This is a genomic window from Xanthobacter sp. NM-59 (assembly GCF_021401125.1).
GTDB lineage: Bacteria > Pseudomonadota > Alphaproteobacteria > Rhizobiales > Xanthobacteraceae > Xanthobacter.
The window spans coordinates 1-20,001 of the sequence record NZ_JACBFQ010000019.1 but is presented as its reverse complement, the minus strand read 5'-3'; the positions used below and the strand labels follow the sequence as shown (position 1 = coordinate 20,001).

Below are 20,001 nucleotides of genomic sequence, written 5' to 3'. Positions count from 1 at the left end.
GCGATGGGGCGCGAAGTGCCGATGTGCTGCCGTTCTGTCGCATCTTTTCCCGCCAAGGCGCTGTTCCCTCGGGGCTGGAGCGGAGTTTTGCGTGGACGAGGCGCAAGGAAGGCATGCGCTGGAAGAATGTTTGGCCTTCGGGTTTCGCGCCAATTCGGGCTGGGAGTTGACATGAAACGACGTGTGACCATGGGCCGGGGATGGGCGGGGCTGCTCGCTCTCCTGGTGCTTCTTCTCGCTGGCGCGTCAGCGCCTGCCCAGGCGCAGCCGGCGCCTCCGGGGACCTACCAGCGCACCTGCCGCGATGTGCGTGTGCATCGGGGGAGCGACCTGACCGCTCTGTGCGAAACCGCGCGGCGCGGCGTCTTCACCGCCACCCGGCTCGACGATTTCTTCACCTGCCGCGGCGACATCGCCAATGTGGACGGGCATCTGTGGTGCGAGCGTGGCCGTGGGCCGGGGCCGCGCCCCCTGCCGCCTCCGGGCACCGGCAACGGACCGCCCGGTTCCTATCGCGCGTCCTGCACCATGATCGACCAGCGGGGGATGATGCTGGCGGCCACGTGCCGCACGCGCAGTGGCGAATGGCGGCCCACCGAGATGAACATGCTGGGCTGCATCCCCGGCACCGACATCAGCAACGACAACGGCAATCTGCGCTGCCGTCGCCAGCCGGTGCCTCCGGGCTCCTATCTCCAGACCTGCCGCGACGCGGTGGCGGCCGGCCCCTGGCTGGCGGCTTCCTGCCGGAACATGAACGGCGGCTGGCAGAATACCCGGCTGAATGTCGCGACCTGCGGGCCGCGGCCGAATATCGTGAACTTCAACGGCAATCTGATCTGCCGCTGATTCGAAGGTTGGGGGGACGCCGCGGCGTCCCCCTTTTCGTTCATGCCCACGGGTGGCACCGGAAAAGGGGAGTGGGGCAGGATGATCGGCCGATGGGCGTGGCCCCTGTTCGCATGCCTCGTCGCGATCGGGGCGGGTGCGCCGGCGCGGGCCGGGAATGCGCCCCCTGGCACCTATCTCGCCTCCTGCCGCGATGTGGTGTTGCAGGGCAGCACGCTCATCGCCATCTGCTCGGCTCCGGGCGGCTATTGGGTGGCGGCGCGGCTGGAGGATTATCCCTTCTGCGTGGGGGATATCGCCAATCAGAACGGCAAGCTGTTCTGCATGCGCGCGTCATCGGTGCTCGGCGTCGAGACGCCGGCCGGCCGGGCGGCGCTGGGGCCTCCGCCGGTGGGCTCCTACATGGGCAGCTGCCGTGACATCCGCCTTGATAATGGCTGGCTGAAAGCCACCTGCGCCGACCATCAGGGGCGCTGGAGCGAGAGCGCCATCACCGCCAATTGGTGCGGCCTGTTCGGCAAGGATATCGCCAATGTGGACGGGCAGCTCACCTGCAGGTGAGCGCCCCCACGGGGCGAGGGAGGCGCATCGGGGAGGCCCGATGCGCCCTGTTTCTCAGCGCTTGAGGCCGCGCACGTCGCGCACCGCGCCGCGGGCGGCGGAGGTGGTGAGCGCCGCATAGGCCTGGAGGGCCTGCGACACCACGCGATTGCGGTTTTCCGGCTGGAAGGCCTTTTCGCCCTTCGCCTCCATGGCGGCGCGGCGGGTGGCGAGCACCTCGTCGCTCACCGCCACGCGCATGATGCGGTTTGGGATATCGATTTCGATGATGTCGCCTTCTTCCACCAGGCCGATGGCGCCGCCTTCCGCCGCTTCCGGCGAGACATGGCCGATGGACAGGCCCGAGGAGCCGCCGGAGAAGCGGCCGTCCGTCACCAGCGCGCAGGCTTTTCCGAGGCCCTTCGACTTCAGGTAGGAGGTCGGGTAGAGCATCTCCTGCATGCCGGGGCCGCCGCGCGGACCCTCATAGCGGATCAGCACCACGTCACCGGGCTGGATCTTGCCGTTGGCGAGGATGGCTTCCACCGCCGCGTCCTGGCTCTCGAAGATGCGGGCCGGGCCCTTGAAGGTGAGGATGGAGGCATCCACGCCCGCCGTCTTCACGATGCAGCCATCGAGGGCGATGTTGCCGAACAGCACCGCGAGGCCGCCATCCTTGGAATAGGCATGGGCGAGATCGCGGATGACGCCGTTTTCGCGGTCGGTGTCCAAGGTATCCCAGCGGCTGGCCTGGCTGAAGGCCACCTGGGTGGGCACGCCGCCGGGCGCCGCGCGATAGAAGGTGGTGACGCTTTCGGCGGTGGTGCGCTTCACATCCCAGCGGTCCAGCGCGTCCTTGAGGCTGGCCGAGTGCACGGTGGGCAGCTCAGTGTGGATGAGGCCCGCGCGGTCGAGCTCGCCCAGAATGCCCATGATGCCACCGGCCCGGTGCACGTCCTCCATATGGATGTTGGCCACGGCGGGGGCCACCTTGCACAGCACCGGCACCTTGCGGGAGAGCCGGTCGATGTCGGCCATGGTGAAGGGCACCTCGCCCTCATTGGCGGCGGCGAGCAGGTGCAGCACCGTGTTGGTCGAGCCGCCCATGGAGATGTCCAGCGTCATGGCGTTCTCGAACGCCTTGAAGGTGGCGATGGCGCGCGGCAGCACGCTCGCATCGTCCTGCTCGTAATAGCGGCGGGCGAGGTCGACGATCAGGTGGCCGGCCTCCACGAACAGGCGCTTGCGGTCGGCGTGGGTGGCCAGGATGGAGCCGTTGCCGGGCAGCGACAGGCCCAGCGCCTCGGTGAGGCAATTCATGGAATTGGCCGTGAACATGCCCGAGCACGAGCCGCAGGTGGGGCAGGCGGAACGCTCCATCACCTGCACGTCGGCGTCGGTCACCTTGTCGTCGGCCGCCGCGATCATCGCGTCGATGAGGTCCACCTTCTTCGGGCCGGTGGAGAGCAGCACCTTGCCCGCCTCCATGGGCCCGCCGGAGACGAACACGGCCGGGATGTTGAGGCGCAGCGCCGCCATCAGCATGCCGGGGGTGATCTTGTCGCAATTGGAGATGCACACCATGGCGTCGGCGCAGTGGGCGTTCACCATGTATTCCACGCTGTCGGCGATGATCTCGCGCGAGGGCAGGGAATAGAGCATGCCGTCATGGCCCATGGCGATGCCGTCATCCACCGCGATGGTGTTGAATTCCTTGGCGACGCCGCCCGCCTTCTCGATCTCATGGGCCACCAGCTGGCCGAGATCCTTCAGGTGCACATGGCCGGGCACGAACTGGGTGAAGGAATTCACCACCGCGATGATGGGCTTGCCGAAGTCCCCGTCCTTCATGCCGGTGGCGCGCCACAGGCCACGGGCGCCGGCCATGTTGCGGCCATGGGTGGAGGTGCGGGAGCGGTATTGGGGCATGTTCCTCTTCGCCTCTTCGTGCGCGGTCTTCCCGTGCGCCTGAGCTTGGTGCGCGGGGTTCTCGTTCCGGGGGCGCTCGCCGGCATCTTCGTGCGCGGCCGGGCGATCCGGCGCAAGATTATGGCGGCTGTCTTAGAGCGAATTCGGGCGAAGTGAAATCATTTCAAGAGGAGCCGCGCGCCGGGGAGACATGCGGCGGTCTCATGCGGGAGCCACAAGCGCGCGCCGCACCCTCCCCGGAGCTTATGGCGGATCAGGCGGAGGCTGGATCGTCGTCGGGGGCGCTCCAGGCGCGGATAGGCGAACGCTCGCGGCCGGTCGCGGTGGTGGCGAGGCCGTAATGGGCGGCCAGGCGGTCCAAGGCGAGGCCCAGCACCACCTTGGCGGTGCGCGCCGGCCAGCGCCGGTCTGATTCCACCTCCTCAAGCCCTTTCAGGAAGCAGCAGACGTCCACCAGCACGCCGGAGAGCTCTGGCCCCACGGCCGCCAGGGCCCTGTCGAACCGCTCCTTCGCCGCGAGCACCATGTCGGTGAAGGCCTCGGGGCCATTGCCGCCGCCGGGCGTCGGGTCCCAGCGGCTGGTGATGCGGGGGGTGAGGTTGGCGCGGGTGAAATCGGCCCGCAGGCGCTCTCCGGCGGCGAGCTGGGCGGCATCCACCAGGGGGCGGCCATCGCGTCCGGACCGGCGGGCGAGCCAGGTGAGGGGGCTTTCCGCGAGATTGCAGCGCGGCTTTTCGGTGGACGAGGCGGCGCGACGGCGCGCGCGGGACGCGGGGGCTGCTGGTGCCATGCGTCAGTGCTCCGCCGCCCAGCGCACGCAGGCTTCGAGCTGCGCCACGCGGCGGTCGAAGGCGGCCCGGTCTCGCTGGTCCTCGATGCGCCGGCAGGCATGGGCTACGGTGGTGCGGTCACGGCCGAAGGCGCGGGCCACATCGGTCTGCGACAGGCCGAGCACCACATGGGCGAGATACATGGCGAGCTGGCGCGCCGCCGCCACCGGTGCCTGTGAGCGCCGCAGGGCCAGCAGCGTTTCCACTGCCACGCCGCTCGCCGCGGACACCAGGGCGATGACGATCCGGGCGCGATCGGTGGGGTCGGTTCGGGACGGAAGGGCGTCGCGCGAGGTGTTAGACGGGGGCAGGCTGCCCGCTGCGATGTCGGGCAGAGGGGGGTGGATCTGACGCATTACAACCTCGCATGGTAGGTATCTTTTCCTACACCCATCATGCAGTGCGGCAAGCGACAGAGGATGCTCACACCGGTGAATTGACCCGCGGGTTTATCATATCGACTTGAAAATACGCCGAGTTTCCGGGTGCTCCCCGGCTCCTGAAAGGTATTGATATAGGAATTTATCCCCCTCTTCGCATTGTCGATCAGCATGGAGCCCAATTGGCGACATGGGATGCGGCGATGGAAGGGAATGTGCGGGCGCGGCCGGTCAGGGCCTTCCGTTGTGAGGAGGCCGAGGCTCAGGTGGAGCGGCGGCGGGTGGCGCTGGCAGTGCTGCTCTCCACGCCCCAGGACATTGCGCGGGCGTTGCGCGCCGCGCGGCGGGAGGCGCGGATGGGTGCGCGCGGCTATGATCCTGCGCGCCATGCCGCCCTGATCCGGCTTTGGAAGGCCAAAGGGGCGGCCAAAGGAGAGGATGCGTGCACGGCCGGGCGGCCGGGCGGCGCGCCCGACCGCGAGGGTGTGCCCTCGGCTCAGAGCCCTTCGAACAGGGCGGTGGAGAGATAGCGCTCGGCGAACGAGGGCACGATGGCGACGATGGTCTTGCCGGCCAGCTCCTCGCGGGTGGCGATCTCGAGCGCCGCGGCGATGGCCGCGCCGGAGGAGATGCCGGCCGGAATGCCCTCGTAGCGGGCGAGCGCACGGGCGGTGTCGAAGGCGGTCTGGTTGCCCACGGTCACCACCTCGTCGATCACCGAGCGATCGAGCACGTCGGGAACAAAGCCGGCGCCGATGCCCTGGATCTTGTGGGGACCGGGCGCGCCGCCGGACAGCACCGGCGAGTCTTCCGGTTCCACCGCCACGATGCGGACGGAGGGCTTGTAGGCCTTCAGCACCTGGCCAATGCCGGAAATGGTGCCGCCAGTACCCACGCCGGCCACCACCACGTCCACCTTGCCCTCGGTGTCGTTCCAGATCTCCTCGGCGGTGGTGCGCCGGTGCATTTCCGGATTCGCCTTGTTCTTGAACTGCTGGGGCATCACCGCCTTGGGCAGTTCCTGGATGAGCTGCTCGGCCTTGGCCACGGCGCCCTTCATACCCAGGTTGGCGGGGGTCAGCACCAGCTCGGCGCCCAGCAGCGCCACCATCTTGCGGCGCTCCATGGACATGCTCTCGGGCATCACCAGAATGAGCCGATAGCCGCGGGCGGCAGCCACGAAGGCGAGCGCGATGCCGGTATTGCCGGAGGTGGGCTCCACGAGCACCGTGTCGGCGTCCAGAACCCCTTCCTTCTCCATCGCCTCGATCATGGCGACGCCGATGCGGTCCTTCACGCTATTGATGGGATTGAAGAATTCGAGCTTGGCGAGAATGTCGGCCTTGGCGCCGCGCAGCTGGGGCAGGCGCTTCAGGCGCACCAGGGGCGTGTTGCCGATGGTTTCGGTGATGGAATCGTAGATCACGCCGCGGCCGGGGCGCGGAAGCTTGGCGGGAATGACTTTGGCGGATTCGACCATGGTCGCTCTCCTGAAGATCGTGAAAGGGTTTCGCAGCTCCGGGGAGGGAGCCGTCAAATGGCAAAATCAATGTTGTTGCGTTCTGGGCCGTGGCCATTGTCGTCGGCGGCGCGGCACAGGTCTTCCAGGGTCACGGCGTCGAGCGCGGTGTCGAACGTGCTCTCGGCCGCGGCCACGGCGGGCTGCACCACCTCGGTCACGAGGGGGGGAAGAATGATCTCCTTTTCCTCCTCGGAGCCTTCAACGACCCGGACAATCTCAGCGACGGAGACCCGCCGGCGCTCGCGCGCCAGCTCATAGCCGCCGCGCGGGCCGCGAACGCCCTTCAGCACGCCGGCATGAACCAGGGCCTGCAGCACCGGCTCCAGCCGGCGGGGCGGAAGGCCGTGACGGGCCGCGAGGGCCTTGGCCGCGACCGGCGTACCGCGCGCATGCACGGCAACGTCCACCACGGCGGCGATGGCGAGAAGGCTTTTGTCGGATAAGCGCGGCATGTCCGTGTGGCTATCCCTGAATCACGCGCCGGATAGGCCTGTAGAGCCAAAACCACCGACGCTGCGCGCAGTTTCCATCAATTCCCCGGATTCTTCCAGCATTATTTGCGTGACCGGTGCCACCACCAATTGGGCGATGCGCATGCCCCGCGTGAAGGTAAAAGGCTCGCGCCCGAGATTGATGAGGATCACCTTCATCTCGCCCCGATAGTCGCAATCGATGGTACCGGGGGAATTTAACACGGTAATCCCGTGCTTCAGGGCCAAGCCTGATCGCGGCCGCACCTGACCCTCATAGCCCTCGGGCAGGGCCAGGGCGAAGCCGGTGGGCAGGGCGGCGATGGCGCCGGGGGCGAGGGTTTCCGGTGCGTCTTCCGCGACCGCGCAGGGCAGGTCGAGACCGGCGGCGCCGGCGGTGGCGTAAGCGGGCAGAGCGAGCCCCTCGCCGTGGGGCAGGCGCAGGATGGGGACGACGGGGCGGCTCATGCCGGGTTCTCCTTCTCGTTGGGTGTGTCCTCGCCCAGGGTGGCGGCGATGCGCGCCACCAGCCGGGCCGCCACTTCGCTCTTGGAGGCGGGGGGCCAGTGCTCCACGCCCTGGGCGCTGACGATGTGCACCGTATTGCTGTCGCCGCCCATAATGCCGGTGGCGGGGGACACGTCGTTGGCCACGATCCAGTCACAGCCCTTGCGCGCGCGCTTGGCCTCAGCGTGGGCGATCACGGTTTCCGTCTCGGCCGCGAAGCCCACCACCAGGCATGGCCGCAGGCTGGGGTGGCGCGACACGGTGGCGAGGATGTCGGGATTCTCCACCAGCGTCAGGGTGGGCGCGCCGCCGCCATCCTTCTTGATCTTCTGCTCGGCCGCGCCCGCCACGCGCCAGTCGGCCACCGCGGCGGCGAACACGGCGGCATCCACGGGCAGGCTCTCTTCCACCGCGGCCAGCATCTCACGGGCGCTTTCCACGTGAATCACCCGAACACCGGCCGGGTCCGGCGCCTCCGCGGGTCCGCTCACCAGCACCACTTCCGCGCCGGCGGCAGCGGCCGCGGCGGCGATGGCGTGGCCCTGCTTGCCGGACGAGCGGTTGGCGATGTAGCGCACCGGGTCGATGGGCTCATGGGTGGGGCCGGAGGTGACCAGCAGGCGCCGGCCGGCAAGGGGCCCTTCTTTCTGAGCCGGGGCCGCCAGGCGGACGGCAATGGCTTCCATGATCTCCATGGGCTCGGCCATGCGTCCCTCGCCGAATTCGCCGCGCTCGGCCATGGCGCCGGAATTCGGGCCGACCACGGAGATGCCGTCGGCCAGCAGGATGGCCATGTTGCGCCGGGTGGCGGGGTGGGCCCACATGCGCGGGTTCATGGCGGGGGCCAGCAGAACCGGCTTGTCGGTGGCGAGCAGGGCCGTGGAGGCCAGGTCGTCCGCAAGGCCATGGGCCATCTTGGCGATGAGGTCCGCGGTCGCCGGCGCCACCACCACCAGGTCCGCCTCTCGCGAGAGGCGGATATGGCCGATATCGTGCTCCGCCGTCAGGTCGAACAGGTCGCAGAACACCCGCTCTCCGCTGAGCGCGCCGACGGACAGGGGGGTGACGAACTGCTGGGCCGCCGTGGTGAGGATGGCGCGCACGGTGGCGCCGCGCTCCTTCAGCCGGCGGATGAGGTCGAGGCACTTATAGGCGGCGATCCCGCCACCGATGATAAGGAGAATGCGCTGCCCGGCGAGCATCGGCTGGCTCCGAAAAAGGCCACAGGAGACCGCCCCGCCCTTGTGGCGGGAGGCTTGCGGGCCATATAGCGCGGGTTGCCCCTCCGGCGCGAGCGCCGCCGGTCCTGCCTCGGCGAATACCGCTATGGGCGCTCCGCCTGTGGGCCTGTGGCACAAAGCGTCTTGATGCGGGGGCGTGCGCGCAGATAATTGACCAGCTTGAGCTTTTGCTTGCGTATCGAGTGGTGATGGGGTGTGCGGTGGGGGCGAGCATGGTGCAGTCGAGCACGTCCGAGGGACCTCGCCTCACGGCTTTTGGCGGTGAGTTCGTCGACCAGGAGACGGAGAGGGCCTTCCGCGCGGATCGCCTGGACGAGGCCAAGCGCCACGCCCGCCAGTTGTTCGCTCTCTCGGCGGTGCTGAACGCGCTGTTTCTGCTGAGCGACTGGCGATTCGAGGGCACCGCCCATTTCGCCGTGGCGCTGGCGGCGCGTTTCGGCGTGATCTTCATCTCCCTGTTCTGCCTGGTGGCGGCGCATCTCACCCGTCGCGTGCATCAGCTGGATCTCGTGGACACGCTCTGGCAGTGGGGCGCGGGCGTTGGCGTCGCGGTTCTGGTGGGCACGCGCAGTGAGCTGGCCCTGTTCGTCGTGATGATGCTGCCCATCGTCTATTATCTGACGGTGCCGGTGCCGTTCTGGCTGTGCCTGGTGAATGGTATCGGCGTCAGCGTGATGCTGCTGGCGGGCTATCTGGATCCGGCGGACCCCTGGCGCCTCTCGGCCGGTCTCGCCCTGGCGGTGGCGACCCTGAATGCCGCCCTGATGATCATCGTCTCGCGCTCGAATCGGCTGGACCGGCTGCAATGGGCGGCGGTGAAGGCCGCGCAGAAGGCCAATGCCCTGCTGCGGGAGAGCGAGGACCTGCTGGAGAAAACGTTCCAGGCAGTGCCGGTGCCGCTGCTGGTGAGCGCCATCGGCGACGGCAGCGTGCTGAAGTTCAACGAGGCGGCGCTGCGCTTTTACGGCGCCACCCCCGAGCAGGCGCGGCAGGTGAAGACCACCGACATCTATCTCGCGCCACGGCAGCGGGCGCAGCTCCTGCAGCGTGTGCATGGCGAGGGGGTGGTTACCGATTTTTCCTGCTCTCTCAAGCTGGGCGACGGCAGCCGCCGCGACGTGCTGCTCGCCGCCGCGCAGATCGAGCTGGGCGGTACGCCGGGCATGGCGGCGGCGGTGATCGACATCACCGAGCGGGCGGCGGTGGAGCAGCAGGTGCGCTACGCCGCGACCCACGATGCCCTCACCGGCCTGCCGAACCGCGCCGCCTTCCAGGCCCGGCTTGAGGCCGCCATGGGCACGCGCCGCCCAGCCGAGGGCGTCTGCCTGCTGCTGATCGACCTCGACGGCCTGAAGGATGTGAACGACTCGCTGGGCCACGATGCCGGCGATGTGGTGCTTTCGGAGACAGCCCAGCGGCTCGCCGCATCGCTCGACGGCAACGGCATGGTGGCGCGGCTTGGTGGTGACGAGTTCGTGGTGCTGCTGGTGACGGCGGAGGCGATGGAGGAGGGGCGCCGGCTGGCCCAGCGCATTCTCGCCGATCTGCGCCGCCCGGTGCCCTATCTGGGGCGCCAGCTCTCCACCAAGGCCAGCGTCGGCATCGCCTCCTGCCCGGAGCATGACTGCACCTATGGCGAGCTGATGAAGGACGCGGACCTCGCCCTTTACGCCGCCAAGCAGCAGGGCCGTAACCGCCTGATGATCTACACGCCAAGCATGCGCCAGGCCGTATCGGAACGGGTGACGCTGCTGCGTGACATGGTGGATGCGCTCGCGGAGGACCAGATCGAGCCCTTCTACCAGCCCAAGGTCTCGCTGATGACCGGCAAGCTGGCCGGGTTCGAGGCGCTGGTGCGCTGGCGGCGCTCGCCCCACACGGTGCTGGCGCCGGCGGCCTTCGAGCTGGCGCTCATGGACCGCGAGGTGGCGGTGATGATCGGCGAGCGCATGGTTCGCCGCGTCAGCAGCGACGTGCGCGGCTGGATCGAGGCGGGATATGATTGCGGGCGCATCGCCATCAATCTTTCGCCGGCGGAATTCACCCATCCGGAGCTGGGCACGACACTGTTGCGCCAGTTCCACGCCGCCGGTGTCGCATCGGACCGGTTCGATGTGGAGATCACCGAGACCGTCTTCCTGGGGCGCAATTCCGACTATGTGGCGCCGATCCTGGATGAGCTCTACCGGGCCGGCGTGCGGGTGGCGCTGGATGATTTCGGCACCGGTTATGCCGGCCTCATGCACCTGAAGCAATTGCCCATCGACACCATCAAGATCGACCGCGGCTTCGTCACCGACATTGAGCAGGACGCCTTCGACACCGCCATCGTCTGCGCCGTCATCGAGATGGGGCGCAACCTCGGCATGCGGGTCGTGGCCGAAGGCGTGGAGACAGCCGGACAGGCCCGCTTCCTGCGCGAGCGGGGGTGCGAGCTCGCCCAGGGCTTCCTGTTCTGCCGACCCTTGCCGAGCGGAGATGTGCCGGCCTTGTTGCGCGCCGAAAACGAGCAGACCGCGCGCGCTCGTCTTGATCTTTTCCTTTGAAGGACGCTCAACCGCCGCGGGTGAGGGGCGTGGCGCCTATTTCCCCTGGTGTTTTGTTCCGACTTCAGGTTGAATCGTTAGTATAATTATGATGGCCTGGGTTGCGGTCCGGCATATTGCGATGATGTCGGCCTCAAAAATGCCGGCGAATGTCTAGAAGTCGCCGCATTTCTTGTTACGAAACAAATTATACATATCGCGATTTCCGGGGCGTTGTCGCAGATGTGACCAAAAATACCACCCCTCTCCCTTTTTTCATTTGATGAGCGATTGCAGCGCCTTATGGCGGCGTGCCTAGGAAGTAGGCGCTTTTGCCTGCAGGTTGTGCACGACATCAGAACAAAACTAAATCAAAATGTCGATAATCATACAAATACGCCAAGACATGACGGGGGAACGGTCCGAGGTGACGGAGACAGCACCATGGCCATCGAAGAAGCGGTTCACTCTGCAGCAGTTCGTTCGGAAGCGGTTCATTTGGAGCAGGATCCTGCATCTGCGCACATGCCCCTCGTTTCGTTGAGCGATGTAGCGCTCACGGGGATCTATGAAATATCCAAGATCCTGACGGGGCCGAACCGCCTGGAAACGACGCTGTCGAGCGTGGTGAATCTGCTGTCCTCTTTCCTGCAGATGCGCCATGGCGTGATTTCTCTTCTTGAAGACGACGGCATTCCCGACATTACCGTGGGCGTGGGCTGGAATGAGGGTACGGACGAGCGTTATCGCGCGCGGTTGCCCGAAAAGGCCATTGGCCAGGTGATCGCCACGGCGGTGCCACTGATCGCGGAGAACGTGGCGAGCCACCCCGCCTTCAGCGCCGCGGATGCGGCCGCGCTTGGGGCCTCCGAGGACACGCGCGTGTCGTTCATCGGCGTGCCGATCCGCGTCGCCTCCCGCGTGATCGGCACCTTGACCATCGACCGGGTGTGGGACGGGCGGGCGGTGTTCCGCCTTGATTCGGACGTTCGCTTTCTCACCATGGTGGCCAATCTCATCGGCCAGACCGTGCAGCTGCACCGCGTGGTGTCGCGCGACCGCGAGCGGCTGATGGCGGAAAGCGGCCGCCTGCAGAAGGAATTGTCGGAGCTGAAGCCAGCCCGTGAACGCCGCAAGGTGTATGTGGACGGCATCGTGGGCGACAGCCCTGAGATCCGCGCCCTGCTGGAAAAGATCACCATCGTGGCCAAGTCCCATTCGCCGGTGCTGCTGCGCGGCGAGTCGGGCACCGGCAAGGAGCTGATCGCGAAGGCCATCCACGAGCTTTCGAACCGGGCCAAGGGACCGTTCATCAAGCTCAACTGCGCGGCGCTGCCGGAATCGGTGCTGGAATCCGAGCTGTTCGGCCACGAGAAGGGCGCCTTCACCGGTGCCGTTGGCGCCCGCAAGGGCCGCTTCGAGCTGGCCGACAAGGGCACGTTGTTCCTCGATGAGATCGGCGAAATCTCGCCCGCCTTCCAGGCCAAGCTGCTGCGCGTGCTGCAGGAACAGGAGTTCGAGCGGGTCGGCGGCTCGCATACTCTCAAGGTGAATGTGCGCGTGGTGGCGGCGACCAACCGCAATCTTGAAGAAGCGGTAGCGCGCAATGAGTTCCGTGCCGACCTTTATTACCGCATCTCCGTGATCCCGATCCTGGTTCCCTCCCTGCGCGATCGGCGCGGCGACATTCCGTTGCTGGCCAATGAGTTCCTCGACCGGTTCAACCGTGAGAACGCGCGCGAGCTGGAATTCGGCCGCGATGCCATGGATGTGCTGCTGCATTGCGGCTTCCCGGGCAATGTGCGCGAGCTTGAGAACTGCGTGCAGCGCACGGCCACCCTGGCGCAGGGCGAGGCCATCCATCGCGACGACTTCGCCTGTCGCCACAACGAGTGCCTGTCGGCGCTCCTGTGGCGCAATCCGGCCGATATCGGCACGCGCCGGCCGGTGGATATTCCGCTTCCGGTGGTGTCTCCGCCGCCGCCCGCAGGGGCCGGTGAACCGGCCAATTCGAACCATGCCCCCCGGGGCGCGGCGCCCGTCTCCGCCCCCATGCCTTCGCCCATGGGGGCTCCGATGGGCGCGCCCATGTCGTCCCCCATGTCTTCCCCTATGTCGGCGCCGATGAGCGCGCCGGCGGCGGCCTCTGGTTCGGTGGCGGTGGCGCGCCCGGCCGGGGATCTCGACGACATGTCCGAGCGCGAGCGCCTGGTGGATGCCATGGAGCGCGCGGGCTGGGTTCAGGCCAAGGCGGCACGCCTGCTGGGGCTGACGCCCCGCCAGATCGGTTATGCACTGAAGAAGCACGACATCGAGATCAAGCGCTTCTGACCCTCGCCACTTGTCCGGCGGGGTGTTTGGGGAAGTCAAAAAGGCCGGCGGCATCGGTGCGCCGGCTTTTTTGCGTCAGCTCAACGTTGTCTCTATTTAAAAGTGCGTATTATTCGCAGTAATTCTCCGACCCTGCTGGAGGGTGGGGGTGTCGCACTCGCGACACGGTGTCGGGTGCGCGACAGCGCGAAATCACCCACTCCGGGAAAATACTGATGTTGTTTCAATGAATTGCCATCTGGCACGCGGCTTGAAAGGGAGGTGGTGCCTGCCATCATCTGCACAAGCGGAGCTAGCCCATGGCCTACAAGATCATTACCTCTCAATGCACCGTGTGCGGCGCTTGCGAGTTCGAGTGCCCCAACGCTGCCATCAGCCTGAAGAACGACACCTACATCATCGACCCCAAGAAGTGCACCGAGTGCGAGGGCAGCTTTGACAGCCCGCAGTGCGCCGCGGTGTGCCCGGTGGAGAACACCTGCGTTCCGGCCTGATGGCCTGGGTCGGCCGCGAGGCTGGCGGGCGCCCGGGTTTCGCCTGCGGCGCTTCTTCTGCCGTCCGTCGACGGCGCGCCCCTTGGTTGCGCGTCGTCCGGAGATCGGGCGGTCCGGTGGCGCCACGCGCTCCGGCCTGCTCCCGGCTCACGCGGGCAAGACGCGCTCGGTGTGTCTTGTCCTGATGGGATCGATCACATTTTGCTGTCGATCCCTGGTTTCAAGGTCGAACTCCGGAGCGCCGCCGCGCTGATTTCGTCGTGCTGATTTCATGGCGCATGCGGCAGGTTTCCGGGTCTCATACGGTGCGCCAGTCTCGGGTGCGCGGAACGCTGGGAAGTTGAACGGAGGACGACATGGCGGCCGTACAGGAAACAGTCGAACAGGTTCGCTCCATCGACGTTGACCAGTACAAATACGGGTTCGAGACGCAGATCGAGTCCGAGAAGGCACCCAAGGGGTTGTCTGAGGAGGTCATTCGCTTCATTTCGGCAAAGAAGGAAGAGCCGGAATGGATGCTGGAATGGCGCCTCGACGCGTATCGCCGCTGGCTGAACATGTCGGAGCCGACCTGGGCGCGCGTCGACTTTCCCCAGATCGATTTTCAGGATCTCTACTATTATGCCGCGCCGAAGAAGTTCAAGGCGCCGAAGTCGCTGGACGAGGTGGATCCCGAGATCCTGAAGACCTATGAAAAGCTCGGCATCCCCCTGCGCGAGCAGGAAATCCTGGCGGGCGTCGAGGTGCCCGAAGGCGAGCGGCCGAAGATCGCGGTGGACGCGGTGTTCGACTCGGTCTCGGTCGCGACCACCTTCAAGGAAGAGCTGAAGGCCGCCGGCGTTATCTTCATGCCCATCTCGGAGGCCCTGCGGGAGCATCCGGACTTGGTGAAGAAGTATCTCGGCTCCGTTGTGCCCACCACGGACAACTTCTACGCCACCCTCAATTCGGCGGTGTTCTCCGACGGTTCGTTCGTCTACATTCCGCCGGGTGTGCGCTGCCCCATGGAGCTGTCCACCTATTTCCGCATCAACGAGAAGAACACCGGGCAGTTTGAGCGCACGCTCATCATTGCCGATGCCGGCTCCTACGTTTCGTACCTGGAGGGCTGCACCGCCCCGCAGCGCGACGAAAACCAGCTGCATGCCGCCGTGGTGGAGCTGGTGGTCCTCGACGATGCGGAAATCAAATATTCGACGGTGCAGAACTGGTACCCCGGCGACGCCGAGGGCAAGGGTGGCATCTACAATTTTGTCACCAAGCGCGGCGATTGCCGCGGCAAGAATTCCAAGATCTCCTGGACCCAGGTGGAAACCGGATCCGCCATCACCTGGAAGTATCCGAGCTGCGTGCTGCGCGGCGAGGGCTCGTCCGGCGAGTTCTACTCCATCGCCATTTCCAATGGCCGCCAGCAGGTGGATTCCGGCACCAAGATGATCCATCTGGGCAAGAACACGACCAGCCGCATCATTTCCAAGGGCATCTCTGCGGGCCGCTCCAACAATACCTATCGCGGTCTCGTTTCGGCCCACAAGAAGGCGTTGGGCGCACGCAACTTCACCAATTGCGACTCGCTGCTCATCGGCGATCAGTGCGGCGCCCACACCGTGCCCTACATCGAGGCCAAGAACCCCAAGGCCCAGTTCGAGCACGAGGCGACCACCTCCAAGATTTCCGAGGACATGCTGTTCTACTGCATGCAGCGCGGCCTTTCCCAGGAGGACGCCGTCGCCCTCGTGGTGAATGGCTTCGTGCGCGACGTGCTGCAGCAGCTGCCCATGGAGTTCGCGGTTGAAGCGCAGAAGCTGATCTCCATCAGCCTTGAAGGCAGTGTCGGCTGAGCCGGCGTCGACGTCATCTTGAATCAGAGGATCCGTGCCATGACCCCCTTGCTGGAAATCCGCGATCTTCATGCCGAGATCGCCGGCGGTCGGAAGATCATCAACGGCATGAACCTCACCATCAATCCGGGCGAGGTCCATGCCATCATGGGGCCGAACGGCGCGGGCAAGTCCACGCTCTCTTATGTGCTGTCGGGCAAGCCGGGCTATGAGGTCACGGGCGGCGAGGTGATCTTCCGTGGTGTGAACCTGCTGGAGCTTTCGCCCGATGAGCGCGCGGCGCAGGGCCTGTTCCTGTGCTTCCAGTATCCGCTGGAAATCCCCGGCGTCTCCAACATGGCGTTCCTGCACACGGCGGCCAACAGCCAGCGCAAGCAGCGCGGCGAGCCCGAGCTGACCTCTCCGGAGCTGGTGCGCAAGGTGCGCGAGTTGGGCAAAAAGCTGGGCATCGACACCGACATGCTGAAGCGCCCGGTGAATGTGGGCTTTTCCGGCGGTGAGAAGAAGCGCAACGAAACCCTGCAGATGATGCTGCTGGAGCCGTATCTGAGCATTCTCGATGAGGCGGATTCCGGCCTCGACATCGACGCGCTCAAGGTGGTCTCCAATGGTGTGAACCTGATGCGCTCGCCGGAGCGCTCCATGCTGGTCATCACCCACTACCAGCGGCTGCTCGATTACATCGTGCCGGACGTGGTGCATGTGTTCGCCGCCGGCCGCATCGTGCACACCGGGGGCAAGGAGCTCGCGCTGGAGCTCGAGGCCACCGGCTACGCCCAGTACCAGAACGAAGCGGCGTGACGACCATGGCCGCAGATGTCCGCCTCATGAAAACCGCCGCGGAGCTGGCCCTGGCCGATGCCTTCGCCTCCGTGAAATCCACCCTGCCGGGCGGCGCCGATGTGGCCGCCCAGCGCGAAGCCGCGTTTGAGACGTTTGCGGAAGCGGGTCTGCCGCACCGCCGCGTGGAGAGCTGGCGATATACGGACCTGCGCGCCCTGCTGCGCGAAGCTCCGCCGCTGGCACCCGCCCCCGGCACCGAGGCGCTCGCCCGCGCCGTCGCCGCCTGCCCGATGCTGGCGGGGATCGACGCGCGCCGGCTCTATGTGGTGAATGGCACGTTCGCGCCCGATATTTCGGACCTGGCGAATCTCGAGCCCGGTCTTTCGGTGGCGTCCCTCGCGCAGGTTCTCGGCTCGGGCAGTCCGCTGGCGGCCCAGATCGGCAAGACGGTGCCCAGCACCGATGCCGCCCTGGCGCTGAACACCGCCTTCATGGGCGACGGCGTGGTGATCTCCTTGGCGGAAGGCGCGAGCCTGTCGCGCCCCCTGCATCTGGTGTTCGTCACCACCGAGGCAGGCGTCACCGCCACCTTCACCCGCTCGCTGCTGGTGATGGGCAAGGGCGCCTCCGCGCTTGTTCTGGAAAGTCACGAGGGGCCGGCGGGCGCGGCCTACCAGGTCAACACCGCGCTGGAAGCGGTGGTGGGTGAGGGGGCCAATCTCGAGCGGCTGAAAATCACCGCCGAGGGTGATGAGGCCCTGCACATCTCCACTCTGCTGGCGCAGGTGGAGGCGGGCGCCAAGTTTGCCAACGCCAACTTCACGGTGGGTGGTGCGACCATCCGCAACCAGCTTTTGGTGCAGCTTGCGGGTGAGAATATTGACGCCAGCCTGTCCGGTGTCAGCCTCATTGCCGACAAGCAGCACGCGGACACCATGCTGACGGTGGAGCATATCGCGCCCAATTGCCAGAGCCGCGAGCAGTTCCGCGCGGTGCTGGACGGCTACGCCCAGGACATCTTCCAGGGTCGCATCTCGGTGCGCCCCGGCGCGCAGAAGACCGATGCGCGCATGATGAGCCGGGCCCTGCTGCTGTCCGACACGGCGGAATCCGACAACAAGCCGGAGTTGGAGATCTTCGCCGACGATGTGCAGTGCGGCCACGGCTGCACCACCGGCTCGCTCGATCAGCAGCTCAAATTCTACATGATGGCTCGCGGTATTCCGGAGAAGGAGGTCGAGGCGCTCCTGATCCAGGCTTTCGTGGGTGAGGTGATTGATGCTATCGGTCATGAAGGGGTGCGCGTCGCCCTGGCCGACGCCACCCGCAACTGGCTCATCGAGCGGAAGTGAGATCGATGCATCCCGCTGTGACCAACGGCGGCTATGACGTCATGCGGGTGCGCGAGGATTTTCCAATCCTCGGCATCCAGGTGAACGGCAAGCCGCTCGTCTATCTCGACAATGGCGCATCGGCCCAGAAGCCCCAGGCTGTGCTGGACCGGATGAACCAAGTCTACACGTCCGAATATGCCAATGTGCATCGCGGGCTGCATTACCTCGCCAATGCCTCCACGGAGGCCTACGAGGGCGGTCGCGAGCGCGTGGCGCGCTTCCTCAATGCCCGGCGCAATGAGGAGATTATCTTCACGCGCAACGCCACCGAGGCCATCAACCTCGTGGCGGCCACCTATGGGCGCACCCACATCAATGAGGGTGACGAGATCGTGATCTCCATCATGGAGCATCACGCCAATATCGTGCCCTGGCACTTCCTGCGGGAGAGCAAGGGCGCCGTCATCAAGTGGGCGCCGGTGGACGACGAGGGCAACTTCCTGCTCGACGAGTTCGAGAAGCTGCTCACCGAGCGCACCAAGATCGTCGCCATCACCCAGATGTCGAACGTGCTGGGCACCACCGTTCCGGTGAAGGAAGTGACGCGCATCGCCCATGCCCACGGCATCCCGGTGCTGGTCGATGGCTCGCAGGGCGCCGTGCACCTTGATGTGGACGTGCAGGATATCGACTGCGACTTCTACGTGATCACCGGCCACAAGCTGTATGGGCCCACCGGCATCGGCGCCCTCTACGGCAAGTATGAGATCCTGGAGGGCATGCCGCCCTTCATGGGTGGTGGCGAAATGATCCGCGAAGTGCGGCTCGACACCGTGACCTATGGCGATCCGCCTCACCGGTTCGAGGCGGGCACGCCCGCCATTGTCGAGGCGGCGGGCCTGGGCGCGGCGCTCGACTACATCAACTCCATCGGCAAGGAGCGCATCCGCGCCCATGAGCAGGACCTGCTCAAATACGCCATGGAGCGGCTGCGCGAGCTGAACTCCATCCGCATCATCGGCACCGCCAAGGACAAGGGCGCCATCATCTCCTTCGAGATGAAGGGGGCCCATGCCCACGATTTCGCGACACTGATCGACCATGACGGCATCGCGGTGCGCGCCGGCACCCACTGCGCCATGCCGCTGATGGAACGCTTCGGCGTGACCGCCACCTGCCGGGCGTCCTTCGGGCTCTACAACACCCGCGAGGAAGTGGACCGGTTCGTCCAGGCTCTGCAGAAGGCCGAGAGCCTGTTCGGTTGACGCCTTTGCCGCCGGCTTATGGGCCGGCGGCCGCTCCCGGGCCTGCGCCGGTCGAGCCACTTCCGAAATGCGCGTCGCTCGCGGGCGACTAGCCTGCCATAGGAAGCGCCCCCAATCTCTCCCCTCCCGATGGTCCTGCACGATGTGCCGCCGGCTTGGACCGTGCGGGGCAGGCGTTTCGGCGTTTGTGGCGGGGGCCGTTCCCTACTGGCGCGCCGGCGGCCCGCGTTCGCGAATGCGCGGTGGGGGGATGTGGCGCAGAGGCCGCGTGGGGCAGATAGCGCCTACCGGCTGTTCCGCACTGTGCACGCGCCAACCCGCCTGAAGGCGCGGTGGGTCTCGCGCGATATCGGTTCTCGCCCCAAGCGCTCTCATGTCGCTAGCATGTCGCCCCTAGGTTGGTGCGAAGCGAACGCCGCCTGCGCGCGCCTGCCACAGGTGCTGCGCCTCCGGACCGACCCCGACCGCACCTCCGGTTGGGCGGGCGGCACGGCTCTTCTTCAACACTAAAGCATTGGCCACCGAAGCGCCGCATTCGGGAGCTGTCGCGCTGTGCTCCGCTGGTGCCGGGCAGCCGCAGCCAGCGCCGCGCAGTCGCCGCGACTCGCATCCACGCCCCAGGACGGGGCCGCAATGAGCGCCCCGCGCTGTGAGAAGGGACGCGGCCGTCCATGTCCCCTCGACGTCCTGCCTCGCCCCGTGCGCGCGCCTCTTTGCGAGCATGTTTCATTTCGAACAGTGCCAAAGGCGGATGTTGGGCCCTGGCGGCCTGTGTCGGTTTCTGAACACGCCCCGGATTCTCCGACACGCCGCGCTATCCCTCTACATTTGAATAGTTTTTGACTGCGGCAGCGACTGGCACGCTCGTTGCTATCTCCTATGCGGGCAACAGGTTGCAGGCTTTGTGGGCTGCCAAGGAGCCACGTCCGCATCTGCGCCGATGCGCTGAGTGCAAGGGGTGCGCCCGGGCAACGGGGGTGCATCAGGTCAAACGGCGGCAACCGCCCTCGGGCGTTCGCCGACACCGGTGAAGTTCATTAGGAGAGCAAGATGTCGCTGCGACAGATCGCGTTTTACGGCAAGGGTGGTATCGGCAAGTCGACCACCTCCCAGAACACCCTGGCCGCTCTGGCGGAGATGGGCCACAAGATCCTCATCGT

At 66.4% G+C, this 20,001-nt stretch carries 17 protein-coding genes; 10 read left to right on the top strand and 7 right to left on the bottom strand.

Going from position 1 to position 20,001, the window contains the following annotated elements; genetic code table 11:
* Positions 1-171: 171 nt before the first annotated feature.
* Positions 172-849, top strand: a complete 678-nt coding sequence (locus tag L0966_RS21785) for a CVNH domain-containing protein (protein WP_234054209.1) — start codon at positions 172-174, stop codon at positions 847-849.
* An 81-nt stretch (positions 850-930) separates the two neighbouring features.
* Positions 931-1,410 carry a CVNH domain-containing protein gene (locus L0966_RS21780; RefSeq protein ID WP_234054208.1) on the top strand — a complete coding sequence of 160 codons (480 nt, stop codon included), beginning with the start codon at positions 931-933 and terminating at the stop codon, positions 1,408-1,410.
* A gap of 54 nt (positions 1,411-1,464) precedes the next feature.
* On the opposite strand, the gene ilvD is transcribed toward L0966_RS21780, so the two are convergent.
* From ilvD to coaBC, 7 genes are all read right to left on the bottom strand, one after another.
* Positions 1,465-3,318 carry a dihydroxy-acid dehydratase gene (gene ilvD / locus L0966_RS21775; protein WP_234054207.1) on the bottom strand — a complete coding sequence of 618 codons (1,854 nt, stop codon included), beginning with the start codon at positions 3,316-3,318 and terminating at the stop codon, positions 1,465-1,467.
* A gap of 253 nt (positions 3,319-3,571) precedes the next feature.
* A complete protein-coding gene (locus L0966_RS21770; protein WP_234054206.1) occupies positions 3,572-4,108 on the bottom strand; it encodes a DUF6456 domain-containing protein in 537 nt (178 codons plus the stop codon).
* Between the two features lie 3 nt (positions 4,109-4,111).
* Positions 4,112-4,504: a helix-turn-helix domain-containing protein gene (locus L0966_RS21765; RefSeq protein ID WP_234054205.1), complete on the bottom strand. Its 393-nt coding sequence runs from the start codon at positions 4,502-4,504 to the stop codon at positions 4,112-4,114.
* Between the two features lie 520 nt (positions 4,505-5,024).
* Positions 5,025-6,008 carry a cysteine synthase A gene (cysK, locus tag L0966_RS21760; RefSeq protein WP_234054204.1) on the bottom strand — a complete coding sequence of 328 codons (984 nt, stop codon included), beginning with the start codon at positions 6,006-6,008 and terminating at the stop codon, positions 5,025-5,027.
* Between the two features lie 53 nt (positions 6,009-6,061).
* Positions 6,062-6,502, bottom strand: a complete 441-nt coding sequence (locus tag L0966_RS21755; RefSeq protein ID WP_234054203.1) for an Rrf2 family transcriptional regulator — start codon at positions 6,500-6,502, stop codon at positions 6,062-6,064.
* A gap of 21 nt (positions 6,503-6,523) precedes the next feature.
* Entirely contained in the window at positions 6,524-6,988 is a 465-nt protein-coding gene (gene dut / locus L0966_RS21750; RefSeq protein WP_234054202.1) for a dUTP diphosphatase, read from the bottom strand.
* Positions 6,985-8,229, bottom strand: a complete 1,245-nt coding sequence (coaBC, locus tag L0966_RS21745; RefSeq protein WP_234054201.1) for a bifunctional phosphopantothenoylcysteine decarboxylase/phosphopantothenate--cysteine ligase CoaBC — start codon at positions 8,227-8,229, stop codon at positions 6,985-6,987. The genes dut and coaBC overlap by 4 nt, the downstream gene beginning before the upstream one ends.
* A gap of 251 nt (positions 8,230-8,480) precedes the next feature.
* Here coaBC and L0966_RS21740 point away from each other — a divergent pair, with 251 nt between their 5' ends.
* The 8 genes from L0966_RS21740 to L0966_RS21705 all read left to right on the top strand — a co-directional run.
* Entirely contained in the window at positions 8,481-10,814 is a 2,334-nt protein-coding gene (locus L0966_RS21740; RefSeq protein ID WP_234054200.1) for a bifunctional diguanylate cyclase/phosphodiesterase, read from the top strand.
* A 504-nt stretch (positions 10,815-11,318) separates the two neighbouring features.
* Positions 11,319-13,124, top strand: coding sequence for a nif-specific transcriptional activator NifA (nifA, locus tag L0966_RS21735; RefSeq protein ID WP_234054199.1), 1,806 nt, complete (start codon positions 11,319-11,321; stop codon positions 13,122-13,124).
* A gap of 299 nt (positions 13,125-13,423) precedes the next feature.
* Positions 13,424-13,618: a 4Fe-4S dicluster domain-containing protein gene (locus L0966_RS21730; protein ID WP_234054198.1), complete on the top strand. Its 195-nt coding sequence runs from the start codon at positions 13,424-13,426 to the stop codon at positions 13,616-13,618.
* Between the two features lie 356 nt (positions 13,619-13,974).
* Positions 13,975-15,459: a Fe-S cluster assembly protein SufB gene (sufB, locus tag L0966_RS21725; RefSeq protein ID WP_234054197.1), complete on the top strand. Its 1,485-nt coding sequence runs from the start codon at positions 13,975-13,977 to the stop codon at positions 15,457-15,459.
* A 39-nt stretch (positions 15,460-15,498) separates the two neighbouring features.
* Positions 15,499-16,260: a Fe-S cluster assembly ATPase SufC gene (gene sufC / locus L0966_RS21720; RefSeq protein ID WP_234054196.1), complete on the top strand. Its 762-nt coding sequence runs from the start codon at positions 15,499-15,501 to the stop codon at positions 16,258-16,260.
* Between the two features lie 5 nt (positions 16,261-16,265).
* Positions 16,266-17,594: a Fe-S cluster assembly protein SufD gene (gene sufD / locus L0966_RS21715; protein WP_234054195.1), complete on the top strand. Its 1,329-nt coding sequence runs from the start codon at positions 16,266-16,268 to the stop codon at positions 17,592-17,594.
* Positions 17,595-17,599: 5 nt separating this feature from the next.
* A complete protein-coding gene (locus tag L0966_RS21710; RefSeq protein ID WP_234054194.1) occupies positions 17,600-18,841 on the top strand; it encodes a cysteine desulfurase in 1,242 nt (413 codons plus the stop codon).
* A 1,050-nt stretch (positions 18,842-19,891) separates the two neighbouring features.
* A partial coding sequence (locus L0966_RS21705; RefSeq protein WP_234054221.1) for an ArsA-related P-loop ATPase occupies positions 19,892-20,001 on the top strand: 110 nt, incomplete at its 3' end.